Origin of the sequence: Variovorax glacialis, from assembly GCF_051216375.1 — a bacterium.
Lineage (GTDB): Bacteria > Pseudomonadota > Gammaproteobacteria > Burkholderiales > Burkholderiaceae_C > Variovorax.
The window spans coordinates 58,919-72,941 of record NZ_JBPJZT010000009.1; the positions used below are offsets into that span (position 1 = coordinate 58,919).

Annotated in this window: 14 protein-coding genes; 9 read left to right on the plus strand and 5 right to left on the minus strand. The window is 68.5% G+C overall.

Features of this window, described 5'->3' with window-relative positions:
- Positions 1–54 precede the first annotated feature (54 nt).
- The 5 genes from ACSFBL_RS23245 to ACSFBL_RS23265 are packed head-to-tail and all read left to right on the plus strand — an operon-like array spanning position 55 to position 6,670.
- Positions 55–1,104, plus strand: coding sequence for a ligase-associated DNA damage response exonuclease (locus ACSFBL_RS23245; RefSeq protein ID WP_435518183.1), 1,050 nt, complete (start codon positions 55–57; stop codon positions 1,102–1,104).
- On the plus strand, positions 1,101–2,747 hold the full coding sequence (locus ACSFBL_RS23250; RefSeq protein WP_435518184.1) for an ATP-dependent DNA ligase: 1,647 nt from the start codon (positions 1,101–1,103) through the stop codon (positions 2,745–2,747). Before ACSFBL_RS23245 ends, ACSFBL_RS23250 begins: the two co-directional genes overlap by 4 nt.
- Positions 2,744–5,377 (plus strand): ligase-associated DNA damage response DEXH box helicase, encoded by a 2,634-nt coding sequence (locus ACSFBL_RS23255; protein WP_435518185.1) that lies wholly within the window; start codon positions 2,744–2,746, stop codon positions 5,375–5,377. The genes ACSFBL_RS23250 and ACSFBL_RS23255 overlap by 4 nt, the downstream gene beginning before the upstream one ends.
- Positions 5,378–5,401: 24 nt before the next feature.
- Entirely contained in the window at positions 5,402–6,064 is a 663-nt protein-coding gene (gene pdeM / locus ACSFBL_RS23260; protein WP_435518186.1) for a ligase-associated DNA damage response endonuclease PdeM, read from the plus strand.
- 30 nt (positions 6,065–6,094) lie between these two features.
- Positions 6,095–6,670, plus strand: a complete 576-nt coding sequence (locus ACSFBL_RS23265; protein WP_435518187.1) for a Crp/Fnr family transcriptional regulator — start codon at positions 6,095–6,097, stop codon at positions 6,668–6,670.
- A gap of 8 nt (positions 6,671–6,678) precedes the next feature.
- Here the strand turns inward: ACSFBL_RS23265 and ACSFBL_RS23270 are convergent, their stop codons facing one another.
- Genes ACSFBL_RS23270 through ACSFBL_RS23280 form a run of 3 tightly spaced genes read right to left on the minus strand, consistent with a single transcriptional unit; the run spans position 6,679 to position 8,757 of the window.
- On the minus strand, positions 6,679–7,197 hold the full coding sequence (locus ACSFBL_RS23270; protein WP_435518188.1) for a TPM domain-containing protein: 519 nt from the start codon (positions 7,195–7,197) through the stop codon (positions 6,679–6,681).
- Positions 7,198–7,199: 2 nt separating this feature from the next.
- The gene (locus ACSFBL_RS23275; protein ID WP_435518189.1) at positions 7,200–8,144 is read right to left on the minus strand and encodes a TPM domain-containing protein; all 945 of its coding nucleotides are present in this window, start codon (positions 8,142–8,144) and stop codon (positions 7,200–7,202) included.
- Between the two features lie 16 nt (positions 8,145–8,160).
- Entirely contained in the window at positions 8,161–8,757 is a 597-nt protein-coding gene (locus ACSFBL_RS23280) for a LemA family protein (protein ID WP_435518190.1), read from the minus strand.
- A gap of 45 nt (positions 8,758–8,802) precedes the next feature.
- Between ACSFBL_RS23280 and ACSFBL_RS23285 the strand changes: the two genes are divergently transcribed.
- From ACSFBL_RS23285 to ACSFBL_RS23300, 4 genes are all read left to right on the plus strand, one after another.
- Positions 8,803–9,576, plus strand: coding sequence for a hypothetical protein (locus ACSFBL_RS23285; protein WP_435518191.1), 774 nt, complete (start codon positions 8,803–8,805; stop codon positions 9,574–9,576).
- 77 nt (positions 9,577–9,653) lie between these two features.
- Positions 9,654–10,106: a YybH family protein gene (locus ACSFBL_RS23290; RefSeq protein WP_435518192.1), complete on the plus strand. Its 453-nt coding sequence runs from the start codon at positions 9,654–9,656 to the stop codon at positions 10,104–10,106.
- Positions 10,106–11,083, plus strand: coding sequence for a YheT family hydrolase (locus ACSFBL_RS23295; protein WP_435518193.1), 978 nt, complete (start codon positions 10,106–10,108; stop codon positions 11,081–11,083). The genes ACSFBL_RS23290 and ACSFBL_RS23295 overlap by 1 nt, the downstream gene beginning before the upstream one ends.
- 125 nt (positions 11,084–11,208) lie before the next feature.
- Positions 11,209–11,754, plus strand: coding sequence for a DUF2946 family protein (locus ACSFBL_RS23300; protein WP_435518194.1), 546 nt, complete (start codon positions 11,209–11,211; stop codon positions 11,752–11,754).
- A 62-nt stretch (positions 11,755–11,816) separates the two neighbouring features.
- Here ACSFBL_RS23300 and ACSFBL_RS23305 read toward each other — a convergent pair whose 3' ends face one another.
- Together ACSFBL_RS23305 and ACSFBL_RS23310 are read right to left on the minus strand one after the other, a co-directional pair.
- Complete coding sequence (locus tag ACSFBL_RS23305; protein WP_435518195.1) at positions 11,817–12,500, minus strand: c-type cytochrome; 684 nt, start codon at positions 12,498–12,500, stop codon at positions 11,817–11,819.
- 86 nt (positions 12,501–12,586) lie between these two features.
- Positions 12,587–14,014, minus strand: coding sequence for an efflux transporter outer membrane subunit (locus ACSFBL_RS23310; protein WP_435518335.1), 1,428 nt, complete (start codon positions 14,012–14,014; stop codon positions 12,587–12,589).
- Between the last annotated feature and the right edge of the window lie 9 nt (positions 14,015–14,023).

The following is a 14,023-nucleotide window of genomic DNA, read 5'->3' on the forward strand; positions in this document are numbered from 1 at the left end:
GTAGGCACTTGCCGACAGCGCGGGGCGCCGGCAGGTCCTACGATGGCGGCGTCCATGCCTCATTCATCGTCCGACGCCTCTGCTTCAGGCGACCTCGTCGTCGCCCGTCCCGAAGGCCTCTACTGCCCCCCGGGCGATTTCTACATCGACCCGTGGCGCCCGGTCGATCGCGCGGTCATCACGCATGCGCATTCGGACCATGCGCGCGTCGGCCATGGCCACTATCTGGCGCACACCGACAGCGCCGGCACCCTGCGCACCCGGCTCGGCGAGATCACGCTGCAGACGCTGGCCTATGGCGAACAGATCGTCCACCACGGCGTTCGACTCTCGCTGCATCCGGCGGGCCATGTGCTCGGATCGGCGCAGGTGCGGCTGGAGCACGGCGGCCGGGTGTGGGTCGCGTCGGGCGACTACAAGACCGAGCCCGACGGCACCTGCACGCCCTTCGAGCCGGTGCCCTGCGACACCTTCATCACCGAATCCACCTTCGGCCTGCCCATCTACCGCTGGCCGACGCAGGAGGTGCTGTTCGGCGAGATCAACGACTGGTGGCGCGCCAACGCGGAGCAGGGCAGGGCGTCGGTGTTGCTTTGCTACGCGTTCGGCAAGGCGCAGCGCATCCTGCATGGCGTCGATGCAAGCATCGGGCCGATCGTGGTGCATGGCGCGGTCGAGCCGTTGAACGCGGTGTATCGCGCAGCCGGCGTCGCCTTGCCGCCGACCTTGCGCGTGAGCGACCCCGGCGTCGATGCCTCGCTGCTGCAGCGGGCGCTGGTGCTCGCGCCGCCGTCGGCGCAGGGCACGCCGTGGATGCGCCGCTTCGGCAACTATTCGGATGCCTTCGCGAGCGGCTGGATGCAACTGCGCGGTACGCGACGGCGTCGCGGCGTGGACCGCGGCTTCGTGATGTCCGACCACGCCGACTGGCCCGGCCTGCAGAAGGCGGTCGCGGGCACCGGCGCGGAGCGCGTGTTCGTCACACATGGCAGCGTGGCCGTGATGGTGCGATGGCTGAGCGAGATCGGCCTCGACGCCCAGGGCTTCAAGACGGAGTACGGCGACGAGGACGTGGAGGGCGGAGGCGCCGCTGCGGCCCCATGAAGCAGTTCGCCGCGCTCTATCGCGAACTGGACGCGACCACCTCCAGCCTGGCCAAGCAGGCGGCGCTGCAACGCTACCTGCAAAGCGTCGCGCCCGAGGATGCGGCGTGGGCCGTGTACTTTCTCGCCGGAGGAAAGCCGCGGCAGCTTGTGCCGGCGAAGTTGCTGAGACTTCTGGCGCAGGAGGCGGCGGGGCTGCCCGAATGGCTCTTCGACGAAAGCTACGAGGCCGTCGGCGACCTGGCCGAGACCATCGCGCTCCTGCTGCCGCCGCCGGCCGAGACGCACGACATAGGGCTCGCGACGTGGATCGAGCAGCACCTTCTGCCGCTGCGCAAGACGCCGCCGGAGGCGCTCGCCGATGCCCTGCGCGCGCAATGGCGGCGGCTCGCGGTGGAAGAACGGCTCGTGTACTTCAAGCTCATCACCGGCGGCTTTCGCGTCGGCGTGTCGCGGCTGCAGGTCACGCAGGCGCTGGCGGCGGTCGGCGAGCTCGATCCCAAGCGCGTCGCGCAACGGCTCATGGGCTACACGCACATCAGCGGCCAGCCGACCGCAGCTGACTACGCAGCGTTGATCGCACCCGAAAACACCGGCGAGCTCGACCAGCAGACCAGCGGCCAGCCCTATCCCTTCTTCCTGGCACATCCGTTCAACCTCGGGCTCGAAGCCTTCGACGCCACGCTCGGGCCTCCCTCGCAATGGATCATCGAATGGAAGTGGGACGGCATCCGCGCGCAACTGGTCAAGCGCGCCGGCCAGGTCTGGCTGTGGTCGCGCGGGGAAGAACTGGTGACCGATCGCTTCCCGGAGTTGGCAGTGATGGGCGAGACGCTACTTGAAGGCACCGTGCTCGATGGCGAGATCGTGGTGTGGCGAGACGATCGCGTGCAACCTTTTGCAGAGCTCCAGAAGCGCATCGGCCGCAAGACCCTGACGCCGAAGCTGCTGCGCGAGATCCCTGTCGTGCTGCTGGCCTACGACCTGCTCGAATGGGAGGGCCGCGACCTGCGCGCCATACCGCAGCAGGAGCGCCGCGCGCTGCTCGACACCTTGCTGGCGGACGCGCAGCATCCTTCGCTCATTGCGAGTCCTATGCTTCATGGCGAAAGCTGGGACGATCTGGCCCGCCAGCGCGGAGCCGCACGCTCGATGGGTGTCGAAGGGATGATGCTCAAGCAACGCAGCGCCCGCTACGGCGTCGGGCGCACGAAGGACGTGGGCGTCTGGTGGAAGTGGAAGATCGACCCGCTGTCCGTCGACGCCGTGCTGGTCTACGCGCAGCGCGGCCACGGGCGCCGTGCGAGCCTCTACAGCGACTACACCTTCGCGGTGTGGGACGCGCCACCCGACGCCGATGACCGCAAGCTCGTGCCCTTCGCCAAGGCCTATTCGGGCCTGACCGATGCCGAGATGGCGCGCGTCGACGCGGTGATCCGCAAGACGACGATCGAAAGCTTCGGCCCGGTCCGCAGCGTGCGGCCGACGCTGGTCTTCGAGCTCGGCTTCGAAGGCATCGCGCGGAGCACGCGGCACAAGAGCGGCATCGCGGTGCGCTTCCCGCGCATGCTCCGCTGGCGGGAGGACAAGCCGGTGGCGGAGGCCGACACCTTGCAGACGCTGGCTGCGTTGCTGCCGTCATGACGCTCAACCGGCGCGTACTGACCGACTGGTTCGCGGCGCGGGGCTGGAAGCCGTTCAAGTTCCAGCGCGAGGTGTGGAAGGCGATCGCGGACGGTCACTCGGGTCTCCTGCACGCGACGACGGGTGCCGGCAAGACCTACGCGGTCTGGCTCGGCGCGCTGCTCGCGTTCGCCGGCGCATCGCACAACCGGCGCACCGACCGGCCGCCGCCGCTCACCGTGCTCTGGCTGACGCCGATGCGCGCCCTGGCGGCAGACACGCTGCGCGCGTTGCAGGGCGCCCTGGACGGCCTCGGCGACGAGGCCCGCGCCTGGAGCGCCGGGGCGCGAAGCGGCGACACCGGCAGCGCCGAACGCAGCGCGCAGAACCAGCGGCTGCCGACGGTGCTGGTCACCACGCCGGAGAGCCTTTCGCTGCTGCTGTCGCGCGCCGATGCCAGGGAGGTGCTCGGCACGCTGCGCATGGTGGTCGTCGATGAATGGCATGAACTGCTCGGCAACAAGCGGGGCGTGCAGGTGCAGCTTGCGCTCGCCCGGCTGCGCCGATGGAACGAGACGCTCTGCGTCTGGGGCATGTCGGCCACGCTCGGCAACCTCGACGAAGCCATGCGCACGCTGCTCGGCGATGCGCCCGGCGTGCTGGTGCAGGGGGAGGTGCCCAAGACCCTGGTCATCGACTCGCTGCTGCCCGGCCGTGCGGAGCGCTTCCCCTGGGGCGGGCACCTGGGCCTGACGATGCTGCCGCAAGTGATCGAGGAGATCGCGGCGAGTGCGACCACGCTGGTCTTCACCAACACACGCTCGCAATCCGAGATCTGGTACCAGGCAATGCTCGAGGCGCGGCCGGACTGGGCCGGCGTGATCGCGCTGCATCACGGCTCGCTCGATAGGGCGGTGCGCGAATGGGTCGAACTCGGCCTGAAGAGCGGCGAACTCCGGGCCGTCGTCTGCACGTCGAGCCTCGATCTGGGCGTGGATTTCCTGCCGGTCGAACGCGTGTTGCAGGTCGGGTCGCCCAAGGGTGTGGCCCGTCTGCTGCAGCGCGCGGGACGCTCGGGTCATGCACCGGGGCGGCCGTCGCGCATCACGCTCGTGCCGACGCACAGCATCGAGATCGTCGAGGGTGCGGCGGCGCGTGCGGCGATCGCGGCCGGTCACATCGAGGCGCGGACTTCGCCCGAGCAGCCACTGGACGTGCTGGTGCAGCACATCGTCACCATCGCGCTGGGCGGTGGCTTCCAGCCCGATGCGCTGTACGACGAGGTGCGCGAGACCGCCGCCTACGCGCGCCTGTCGCGCGAGAGCTGGCAGTGGTGCCTGGACTTCGTCTCGCAGGGTGGTCCGTCGCTGGCGGCGTATCCAGACTATCGCCGTGCCGTGCCCGATGAGGACGGCGTCTGGCGCGTGCCCGACACACGGCTCGCACGCCGGCATCGGACGAACATCGGCACCATCGTGAGCGACGCGAGCATGTCGGTGCAATTCGTCGGCGGCGGGAAGATCGGCAGCGTGGAAGAGAGCTTCGTCGCGCGGCTCAAGCCCGGCGACTGCTTCCTCTTCGGTGGACGCCTGCTGGAGCTGGTGCGCATCCACGAGATGACGGCCTGGGTTCGCCGCGCGAGCGGAAAGCGCCCGGCCGTGCCGCGCTGGAATGGCGGGCGCATGCCGCTGTCGAGCACGCTGGCCGATGCGGTCGTGCAGCAACTCGCACTCGCCGGCGAGGGCCGCTACGACACGGCCGAGCTGCAATGCGTGCGACCCTTGCTCGAAATCCAGCAGCGCTGGTCTGCGCTGCCGACGCCGGTGACGCTGCTCGCCGAAGTGCTGAAGACGCGCGAGGGTTGGCATCTGTTCCTGTACCCGTTCGCCGGTCGACCCGTGCACCTGGGCCTCGCGAACCTCATCGCATGGCGAGTGGCGCAGCACGAGCCGCGCACCTTTTCCATTGCCGTGAACGACTACGGCTTCGAACTGCTGAGCGCCACGGAAGTCGACTGGCCGACCTTGCTGCCGCAGGTGCTGGTGGCCGGCCATGATGCCGAGGCACAGGCCGCCATCGCGCAGCACGACGAGCGCACCGCGTTGCTGCATGAGGTGCTCGCATCGCTCAACGCGAGCGAACTCGCGCGGCGGCGCTTCCGCGAGATCGCGCGGGTGTCCGGCCTCATCTACCAGGGCTATCCGGGGGAGCGGCGAAGCAACAAGCAGCTCCAGGCGTCGTCATCGTTGTTCTACGAGGTGTTCCGCAAGTACGACCCGGCCAATCGCCTGCTCCGCCAGGCCGAGGAGGAATTGCTCGCCCAGGAGCTGGAGATCGGCCGCCTGCGCGCCAGCCTCCTGCGCATGGCGACGCAGCGACTGGTGATGCAGCCGCTGGCCCGGCCCACGCCCTTTGCCTTTCCGCTGATGGTCGAGCGCTTTCGCGAGAAGCTCTCCAACGAAAACGTCGCGGACCGGATCGCGCGCATGGTGCAGCAGCTCGAATCCGCGGCAGGCGGCGCCGTGCTGGTTGGCGGCTCGGAGCAGGTCAAGGAGACGCTGCGCTTCGGATTGGACACGACGGCGCGAACGACCGGCGAGTCGCCTTCGCGCCGCAAGCGCAAGCCTTCACGGCCGCTTCCGCCGTTGTGATCCGGCATCTGGGACACTTCACGGGTGCCTTCCCTTCCGACATCCTGCCGCATCGAGCTTGCAGGCCAGCAGATCGACCTCCTGCCCGACCCCGCCCTCTGGTGGCCGGCCGAGCGCGTGCTCTTCATCGCCGATCTTCATCTGGGCAAGGCCGCGACCTTCCGTGCGCTCGGCCAGCCGGTACCGAGTGGCACGACGCTCGAGAACCTGGCGCGGCTCGACCGGCTGATCGCACGCCATGATCCGGTCGAACTCGTCTTCCTCGGCGACTTCCTCCACGCCGCCGAGGCGCGCACGCCGCAGTTGCTGGCCGCCATCGAAGCCTGGCGCGGAACGCATCCGGCGCTCGGCTGCACGCTGGTGCGAGGCAACCACGACAGCCGCGCCGGCGATCCGCCGGTCTCGCTGCGGATCCGGGTCGTCGACGAGCCCTGGGCGATCGGTCCGTTCGCCGCCTGCCATCACCCGCAACGGCAGCCGGGGCACTTCGTGCTGGCCGGGCATGTTCATCCGACCCTCAAGTTGCATGGGCGCGGCCGCGACAGCGTGCGTTTGCGCTGCTTCGTGCAGGAGGGCGAACAGCTCGTCCTGCCCGCCTTCGGCGAGTTCACGGGAGGCTGGCGCGTCGAGTCTTCGCCGGATCGCCGCTTCTACGCGGTCGGGGGCGACGCCGTGTGGAAGGTATGAGTTCGTCGTCGCCGTGTGCAAAATAGCCGCATGGACAACTCTGTCGAATTGAACGCGAGCGTCGACCTGCGCGAGCACGCCGTCTACCTGCTGACGGAAGCCGCGCCGATGGCCGGCATGGCCCACGAGGAAGCCCAGCTGGTGGTCGATGCCATGCGACCCCTGCACGTGCTGGCCGACACCTTGCTGTTCGAGGAAGGGGACGCGGTCGACAACGACTACATGGCGCTTCTGCTGGACGGCGAAGTGCGTGCCGAGACGCGCACCGGCCTGCCTGGTGAAGACGTGGTGATCTCGGTCATCGGCCCCGGCAGCCTGATCGGCGAGATGGGCGTGATCGACGGCAGTCCGCGCTCCGCCAGTTGCACCGCGATCACCGACGTCAAGCTTGGCGTGCTGTCGCGTGCCGCGCTGATGAATCTCATCGAGGCCCATCCGGGCGCCGCCGCGCGCTTGATGCTGGGCCTGGCTCGGGGGCTCGCCGAACGGCTGCGCGAAAGCAACCGGCGGCTGCGCACGGTCTCGCAGGTCACGCGCGCATTGCAGGCCGAACTGGACGCGGTGCACGCCGTGAACCGCAGGCTCCTCGATTCGCAGGATTCCTGAGGCGGCCCTCAGAGCACGACGGGTGCGTCGGGCAGTTCGTTGCGGTCGGGCTCGCCCTCGGCCAGCGGGAAGTGCTCGACGAGCAGCGCGGACACTTCTTCGAGCGCCTGCGTGAGCCCGTCCTCGAAGCGCCCCTCGCGAAAGGCCGCGCCCATGCGCTGGGCCATCGCGGCCCACTGCGCATCGCTGACATGCGAATCGATGCCGCGGTCCGCCACGATCTCGATCGCATGCTCGGCGAGCAGGAGGTAGATCAGCACGCCGTTGTTGTGCTCGGTGTCCCACACGCGCAGCTTGCCGAACAGCGTGATCGCGCGCTCGCGCGGACGTGCGTCGCGCCACAGGTAGGACATCGGCAGGCCCGCCTCGACGCAGATGCGGATCTCGCCACTGTGCCGCCGCTCGCTCGCGCCCACGCGGCGTTCCAGGCGGTCGAGCACATCGGCCGGCAGCGCGCGGCGCACCTCGGCTTCATCGACCCAGCGATGGCGCCAGAGACGCGCGAGACGGGAGAACATCGATGCCATGGTCACCAGTCCCCCGAGGCGCCGCCGCCACCGAAATCGCCACCGCCGCCGGAGCTGAACCCGCCGCCGCCCGAGGAGCCGCCGCCGAAGCCGCCGCCTCCACCTCCGGCGCCCCAGCCGCCCAGGCCGCCGCCCAATGCGCCGCCCCCGAAGCCGCCGCCGCGCCGGCCGGCGCCTGCGCCAAAGGCCATCGACAGCAGCGTGAACAGCAGGGCGCCCAGGCCGGCCAGCACCGCGACAACGATGCTGGATGTCAGCACCATCACAACCACACCGGTGAGCCCGCCCATCGCGAGGGAGCCCGGGATCTTGCCGAGGATGCGGCGCGCGATTGGCCCGGCCACCAGCACGCCGACGAACAGGAAGATCGCGAGGTCCTGCCAGTTGAAGCCGCTGCCGGCAGTGCCTTCGCTGAAGTCGCCGCCGCGCGCGTCGACTTCCGGCAGCGCCTCGCCCTTGACGCGCGCGATGAGCTGGTCGACCGCTGCGTCGAGCCCGCCGGCAAAGTCGTTCTGCCGGAAGTGGGGCTTCATCACGTCATCGATGATGTGCGCCGCCGCGAGATCGGGCACGGCGCCTTCGAGCGTCTTCGCGACCTCGATGCGCATCTTGCGGTCGTTCTTCGCGACCACCACGAGGATGCCGTCGCCGACTTCCTTGCGCCCGATCTTCCATGCGTTGCCGACCCGGTTGGCGTAGCTCGCGATGTCCTCGGGCTGCGTGGTCGGGACCATCAGGACGACGATCTGCGAACCCTTCTGGTCCTCGAAAGCCTTGAGCTTGGCTTCGAGCGCCTCGCGCTGCGCTGCGCTCAGCGTGCCCGTCTGGTCGATGCCGCGCGCGCTGAGCGGCGGCACCGGCAGCAGTCCCTGCGCGTGGGCGCCGAAGAGCGCGCCCACCAGCAGGAGCAGGGCCGTCAACGCGAGCCGGATGCGGACAGCCATCATGTCGGGCTTGCCCTGCCTACTTCTTTGGCGCGCTGAAATCGACCGTCGGCGGGGTCGAGATCTGGGCTTCGTTCTGCACGGTGAAGGTCGGCTTCGGCGCGTAGCTGAACACCTTGGCCGTCAGGTTCGTCGGAAAGCTGCGCGCGAGCACGTTGTATTCCTGGACTGTATTGATGTAGCGGTTGCGCGCCACTGTGATCCGGTTCTCGGTGCCCTCCAGCGTCACGCGCAGATCGCGGAACGCCTGGTTGGCCTTGAGGTTGGGATACTGCTCGGCCACGACCATCAGCCGCGACAGCGCACCCGTCAGTTCGCCCTGTGCCTGCTGGAACTTGTTGAAGGCCTCGGGGTTGTTGAGCGTCTCGGGCGTCACCTGGATCGACGTGGCCTTGGCGCGCGCCTCGATCACCTTGGTGAGCGTCTCCTGCTCGAAGTTGGCTTCGCCCTTGACGGTGGCCACGATGTTCGGCACCAGGTCCGCGCGGCGCTGGTACTGGTTGAGCACCTCGCTCCAGGCCGACTTGCTCGCTTCGTCGAGGCGTTGGAAATCGTTGTAGCCGCAGCCCGACAGCGACAGCGCCGTGAAGATGATCAATAGCCAGCGTTTCACCATGACGGAGCCCCCTTGTTGCGAAGTCGGCAAAGGTAGCATAGATGCATGGCGGTCGACCCTCTTCAAGTCCTGCAGGCCGCGAACCGCGCGTCCGCGCCCGTCCTCGCGCCCGGCGATGCAGCCGGCACCTTGCTGATCGCCGGCGCGACCGGCGTGCTGGGCCATGAGCTGGTGCGCCGCCTTGCGGGCCGCCACCGCTTCGACCATACGTTGGTGCTCGCACGCGAGCCGATTCGCGATGCGCTGAAGGGCGTCGAGACGGTGCTGACACCCAGTACGCCGATCGCGCAATGGCCGCTGGTCAAGGCCGATACCGCGCTCGTGCTGTTCGAACCGCCGCGCCTCTACTACGACCGCGAGCGCGCACTGTGGACGCCGGAACCCGCGCAACTGCCGGCGCTCGCCGCCTGGCTGCACGCGTGCGGCGTGCGGACCCTGGCCGTCGTACAGCCGCATGCCCAGGGTCGCCTGCCGGAAGCGCTGAAGCGTGGCCTCGCGAGCCTCGACGAACAGGCCGTGGTGTCGCTCGGCTTCGAGCGCGTGATCCTCGTGCGCTCGGCGCAGAAGCCGGCGAAGGGGCGCTTCGCGAATCCGGGCGAACGGCTGGCGGCATGGATGCTGTCGATCACCCGATTCATGGTTCCGCAAAGCGAGCAACCGGTGCGCGCATCCAAGGTGGCGGAACTGGTCGACGTGGCATTGCGCATCGCGCCGCCCGGCGTGCACGTGGCCGCGCCCGAACTCGTGTGGCAGGCGTCGCAGGGCGAGTTGCGCGCCGTCGTGGAGGGCTGGGTGTCGCCTGCTTCCTCGTCTTCATGATGCGAAAACGGCGCTACGGCGCGTCACCGCGTCCTGCCCGAGCCGATGCAAAATCGGCGCATTCGACCGCACCATCCATGTCCACCAAGACCAAACTCCGTGCAGCCACCGTCGGCGGCACTGCCGACGACATCGAATCGGCCTTCTACGAGGCCTTGCAGCGCGGCGACGTCGACGCGCTGATGGACTGCTGGGCGGACGAGGAGGAGATCTTCTGCGTCCACCCCGGCGGCCCGCGCCTCGTCGGCGCCGACGCGATCCGCGCGGCTTTCGAGCACATGTTCAGCAACGGCGCCATCCATGCGACGCCGGCGCGCGTGCGCAAGGTCGAATCGCTCGCGAGCGCCGTGCACAACGTGCTGGAGCGCATCGAGGTGTTGACGGCCGAAGGCCCGCGCCATGCCTTCGTGCTGGCCACGAACGTGTATCACAAGACAGCGCAGGGCTGGCGCATGGTGGCCCATCACGCCAGCCCCGGAAGTGCGCAGGAACCGGGCGACACCAGCGACGCACCCCAGACCCTGCATTGATGGACTATGTCGCCCCGCACTGGTTGCCCGGCGGCAACCTGCAGACCATCTGGCCCGCGCTGTTGGCACGGCGTGTCGAGGCTCCCTTGCCCGGCTACCGGCGCGAGCGTTGGACGACGCCGGATGGCGATTTCATCGATGTCGATTTTCTCGATGCGCCAGGGCCGAGTCCGAAGCCGCTGCTGGTGCTGTTCCACGGACTCGAAGGCTCCTCGCGCAGCCACTATGCGGAAGCCTTTGCCGCCTTTGCGATGGCGCGGGGCTGGGACTACGCCGTGCCGCACTTTCGCGGCTGCAGCGGTGAACTGAATCTTGCGCCACGTGCCTATCACTCCGGTGATTTTGAAGAGATCGGCTGGATTCTTGGGCGACTGCGCGCGCGGCAGGACCAGAACGGGGGCGGTTCGATGCTGGCGGCCGGCGTCTCGCTGGGCGGCAATGCGCTGATGCGCTGGGCCGAGGAAGCGGGCGGCGAGGCCGCGAAGGTGGTGCGCGCGGTGGCGTCGATTTCGGCGCCGCTGGACCTCGCGGCAGGCGGCGCCGCCATGGGGCGGGGCTTCAACCGGCTCGTCTACACGCGCATGTTCCTGTCGACCATGAAGCCGAAGGCCCTGGCCAAGCTGGCGCAGCATCCGGGCCTGTTCGACCGCGACAAGCTCATGGCGGCCCGCGACCTGTACGCCTTCGACAACGTCTTCACCGCGCCGCTGCACGGGTTTCGCGACACCGACGACTACTGGGCGCGCGGTTCCGCCAAGCCGCATCTGCACGAAATCCGCGTTCCCGCACTCGTGGTGAACGCCGCCAACGATCCCTTCGTGCCCGCGAACAGCCTGCCCCGCGCAGGTGAAGTCGGCAGTTACGTCACGCTCTGGCAGCCTGCGCACGGCGGCCATGTCGGCTTCCCGCTCGGCATGCCGCCCGGCCACGTCCGCGGCATGCCCGAGAGAGTCGTCGATTGGATGGATAGTCGCTAACCCCCAGGCTTACCCACTTCGTGTGGCCGCCAACCCCCTTTCAGGGGGCGCTGCCGGTGGACCGGCGGAGCCGGTTCCTCGGCAGCCCCGGCCTGTGAAGGGGCTGGAGAGAGCAGAATGGCTTTATGGATGACATGGTCAGACAAGCGCTTGCCAAGTGGCCGAACGTGCCGCACTGCTACGGCTGGCTCGGACTCGACGCGCGCGGCAACTGGTATCTGCGCGATGACGCCACGCAGGCGGCCGGCCCATTTCCCGCGGCGAAGGGCTCGATGCTGCGGCACGAGAAGCTGATCGACTTCATCCAGCGCAACTACGAGCATGACGAGGCCGGGCAGTGGTTCTTCCAGAACGGCCCGCAGCGCGTGTACGTCGAACTCGAGGCGACACCCTGGATCTGGCGCGTGCATGAGGACCTGTCGGTCAAGTCGCATACGGGCGTGGCGATCGAGCCATCCGCCTGCCTGCTCGACGAGGAGGGCAAGCTCTATCTGGTCGCTCCCGTCGGCGTGGGGTTGGTCCATACGCTCGACATGAGCATGGCGGTCGAGGCCGTCGAGCAAGGGCGCTGGGTGCCGGAGAGCGTGAGGGTCGAAGACTTGCCCGCGCGCTTCGGGCACGTGCTCAGTCCTGCAGCGAGGCAGCCCGTCAAGCCCGCCGCGCCACACTGAACGACCGGCACCAATGAAAAGAGCCCGCGGATGCGGGCTCTTTGTTTTGGGAGGCGACCTTCTTACTTTGGAGCTGCCGCTGCTGGAGCGGCATCAGCGGATGCGGGCGGCGCGGGGGCTGCCGGTGCCGCTGCATCGGCGGCTGCGGGCGCAGCGGCAGGTGCGTCGGCTGCAGGCGCAGCGGCCGCTTCGCCAGCGGCCGGACGATCGGGGATCGGGAACTTGGCACCGCCCGCATTGGCCATGTACACCACCGCACGGCCGATTTCGAGGTCGTCGAAGTCGCCGCCGCCTTGCGGAGGCATCGCGCCCTTGCCCTTGAGCGCATGCTCGAGCAGCGTGGCGAAGCCCTGGCCGATGCGAGGGCCCCAGGCTGCTGCATCGCTGAAGTGCGGCGCGCCGGGAATGCCGGGGGAACCGTGGCAGGTCACGCACTGGGCCTTGAACACCGCTTCGCCGGTGGCCAGGGGACGGTTGGCGTCGCGGATCTCGATGGAGCCCACCTTCTTCAGGCGTTCCGCGACTTCGCGATCGCGCGAATCCTTCGATACACCGTAGAGCGACATGCCCTCGCCCTCGGCGGTACCGGAGGGATGGGTCCCTGAAACCACATACGAGACGAGGCCCGCAATGATCAGGATGGGCGCAATGAAGGAGAAAAATACCGCCAGCAGGAGTTGCTTCGGGTTCTTGATCGGGCCGGTGTGGGCTTCTTCTGTCGCCTGGTAGTGCGGTTCGTCGCTCATTGCGTCCTCGGTATCGGGGGCTTTTTTCGGATCAACCGGGGATTATAGGGAGGCGCCCGAGGGCACCTCCTTCACACCTCGCCTGATCACTGCGTGGCCCAGCCGCCACCGAGCGCCTTGAAGAGCGTCACCTGGTTCTGGAGCATCGACTGCCGCGTCTGCGCCGTGGCCAGTTGCGACGTGTAGAGCGAGCGCTGGGCGTCGAGCAGGTCGAGCCCGCTCGCGATGCCGTTGCGGTAGCGCATGTCCGACAGGTTGAAGCGCACCTGCTCGGCATTCGACTGCGCCACCAGCGCGCGCAGCTGGTCGTCGAAGGTCGCGCGGCCCGCCAGGGCGTCAGCCACTTCGCGGAATGCCGCCTGGATCGACTTCTCGTACTGCGCCACCGCGATCTCGCGCCCCGCGCGCGCCGAATCCAGGGTGGCCTGGTTGGCGCCCGCGTTGAAGATCGGCAAGGTGATCTGCGGCGCGAACGCCCAGGCCTTCGACCCGCTCTTGAAGAGCCCCGAGAACTCAGTGCTCGTCGTGCCGATCGACGAGGTCAAGGTCACGCGCGGGAAGAAGTTCGCCCGCGCAGCGCCGATGTCGGCATTGGCCGCGATCAGCTGCTGCTCCGCGGCGCGGATGTCCGGACGCTCGCCCAGCAGGTCGGACGGCAGCCCGGCCGGCAGATCCGGCATCGGCGCCAGCGCCTTGAGCCCTTCCTTGCTTCCTTCCATGGCCTCGGGCGGCACCGGCGCGCCGATGAGTTGCGCAAGCGCGTTCTCGTCCCGCATGCGCACGCGCTGCTGCTCCGCATAGGCGGCGCGCGCCGTCTCGGCCTGCGATTCCGCGAACCGGTAGTCGATCTCCGACGACACACCGTTGTCGAAGCGCAGCTTGGTCAGCTTCAGCGACTCGTCGCGCGTCACCATCGTCTGGCGAGTGATCTCCAGCACCTCGTCATCGCCCAGCACCGCGAGCCATCCGTTGGCCACGGCAGCGATCAGGCTGATCTGCGTCGCCTTTCGCGCTTCCTCGGTCGCGAGGTACTGCGCGAGCGCCGCGTCCTTGAGGCTGTTGATGCGACCAAAGAAGTCGATCTCCCAGGACGTGAATCCCAGCCCCACCGAATAGATTTCCGACACGCCGTTCCCGGTCAACGACGGCCGCTGCCGAGTCTCGCTCGCACTCGCATTGACCGCCGGGAACAAGGCCGACCGCGTGATCTGGAACTGCGCCCGCGCCTGCTCGATATTGAGCACCGCGACCTGCAGATCCCGGTTGTTGTCCAGCGCAATCTCGATCAGGTTCTGCAGCCGCGGATCAGTGAAATACGTCTGCCAAGCCACCGTAGAAGCCAGCGGCTGCCCATTGCTGGGCGCCTGCGCCCCCGGATAAACCGCCGGCACCGGCAAAGCCGGCCGCTCATACTTGGGAATCAGCGAACACCCGCTGAGAAAAACGGCAACGCCAAGCGCAACAAGGCGAGTACGTGAAATGCCACGGATCCGGCTCCGCCGGTCCGAAGGCATTGCCCCCTG

Bases quoted from the DNA above. Each gene is read 5' to 3' on its own strand.
- ACSFBL_RS23250 (WP_435518184.1), top strand. From the start codon at position 1,101: ATGAAGCAGTTCGCCGCGCTCTATCGCGAACTGGACGCGACCACCTCC.
- ACSFBL_RS23245 (WP_435518183.1), top strand. From the start codon at position 55: ATGCCTCATTCATCGTCCGACGCCTCTGCTTCAGGCGACCTCGTCGTC.
- ACSFBL_RS23290 (WP_435518192.1), top strand. From the start codon at position 9,654: ATGTCCACCAAGACCAAACTCCGTGCAGCCACCGTCGGCGGCACTGCC.
- ACSFBL_RS23270 (WP_435518188.1), bottom strand. From the start codon at position 7,197: ATGGCATCGATGTTCTCCCGTCTCGCGCGTCTCTGGCGCCATCGCTGG.
- ACSFBL_RS23255 (WP_435518185.1), top strand. From the start codon at position 2,744: ATGACGCTCAACCGGCGCGTACTGACCGACTGGTTCGCGGCGCGGGGC.
- ACSFBL_RS23295 (WP_435518193.1), top strand. From the start codon at position 10,106: ATGGACTATGTCGCCCCGCACTGGTTGCCCGGCGGCAACCTGCAGACC.
- ACSFBL_RS23285 (WP_435518191.1), top strand. From the start codon at position 8,803: ATGGCGGTCGACCCTCTTCAAGTCCTGCAGGCCGCGAACCGCGCGTCC.
- ACSFBL_RS23265 (WP_435518187.1), top strand. From the start codon at position 6,095: ATGGACAACTCTGTCGAATTGAACGCGAGCGTCGACCTGCGCGAGCAC.
- ACSFBL_RS23280 (WP_435518190.1), bottom strand. From the start codon at position 8,757: ATGGTGAAACGCTGGCTATTGATCATCTTCACGGCGCTGTCGCTGTCG.
- ACSFBL_RS23300 (WP_435518194.1), top strand. From the start codon at position 11,209: ATGGATGACATGGTCAGACAAGCGCTTGCCAAGTGGCCGAACGTGCCG.
- ACSFBL_RS23275 (WP_435518189.1), bottom strand. From the start codon at position 8,144: ATGATGGCTGTCCGCATCCGGCTCGCGTTGACGGCCCTGCTCCTGCTG.
- ACSFBL_RS23305 (WP_435518195.1), bottom strand. From the start codon at position 12,500: ATGAGCGACGAACCGCACTACCAGGCGACAGAAGAAGCCCACACCGGC.
- ACSFBL_RS23310 (WP_435518335.1), bottom strand. From the start codon at position 14,014: ATGCCTTCGGACCGGCGGAGCCGGATCCGTGGCATTTCACGTACTCGC.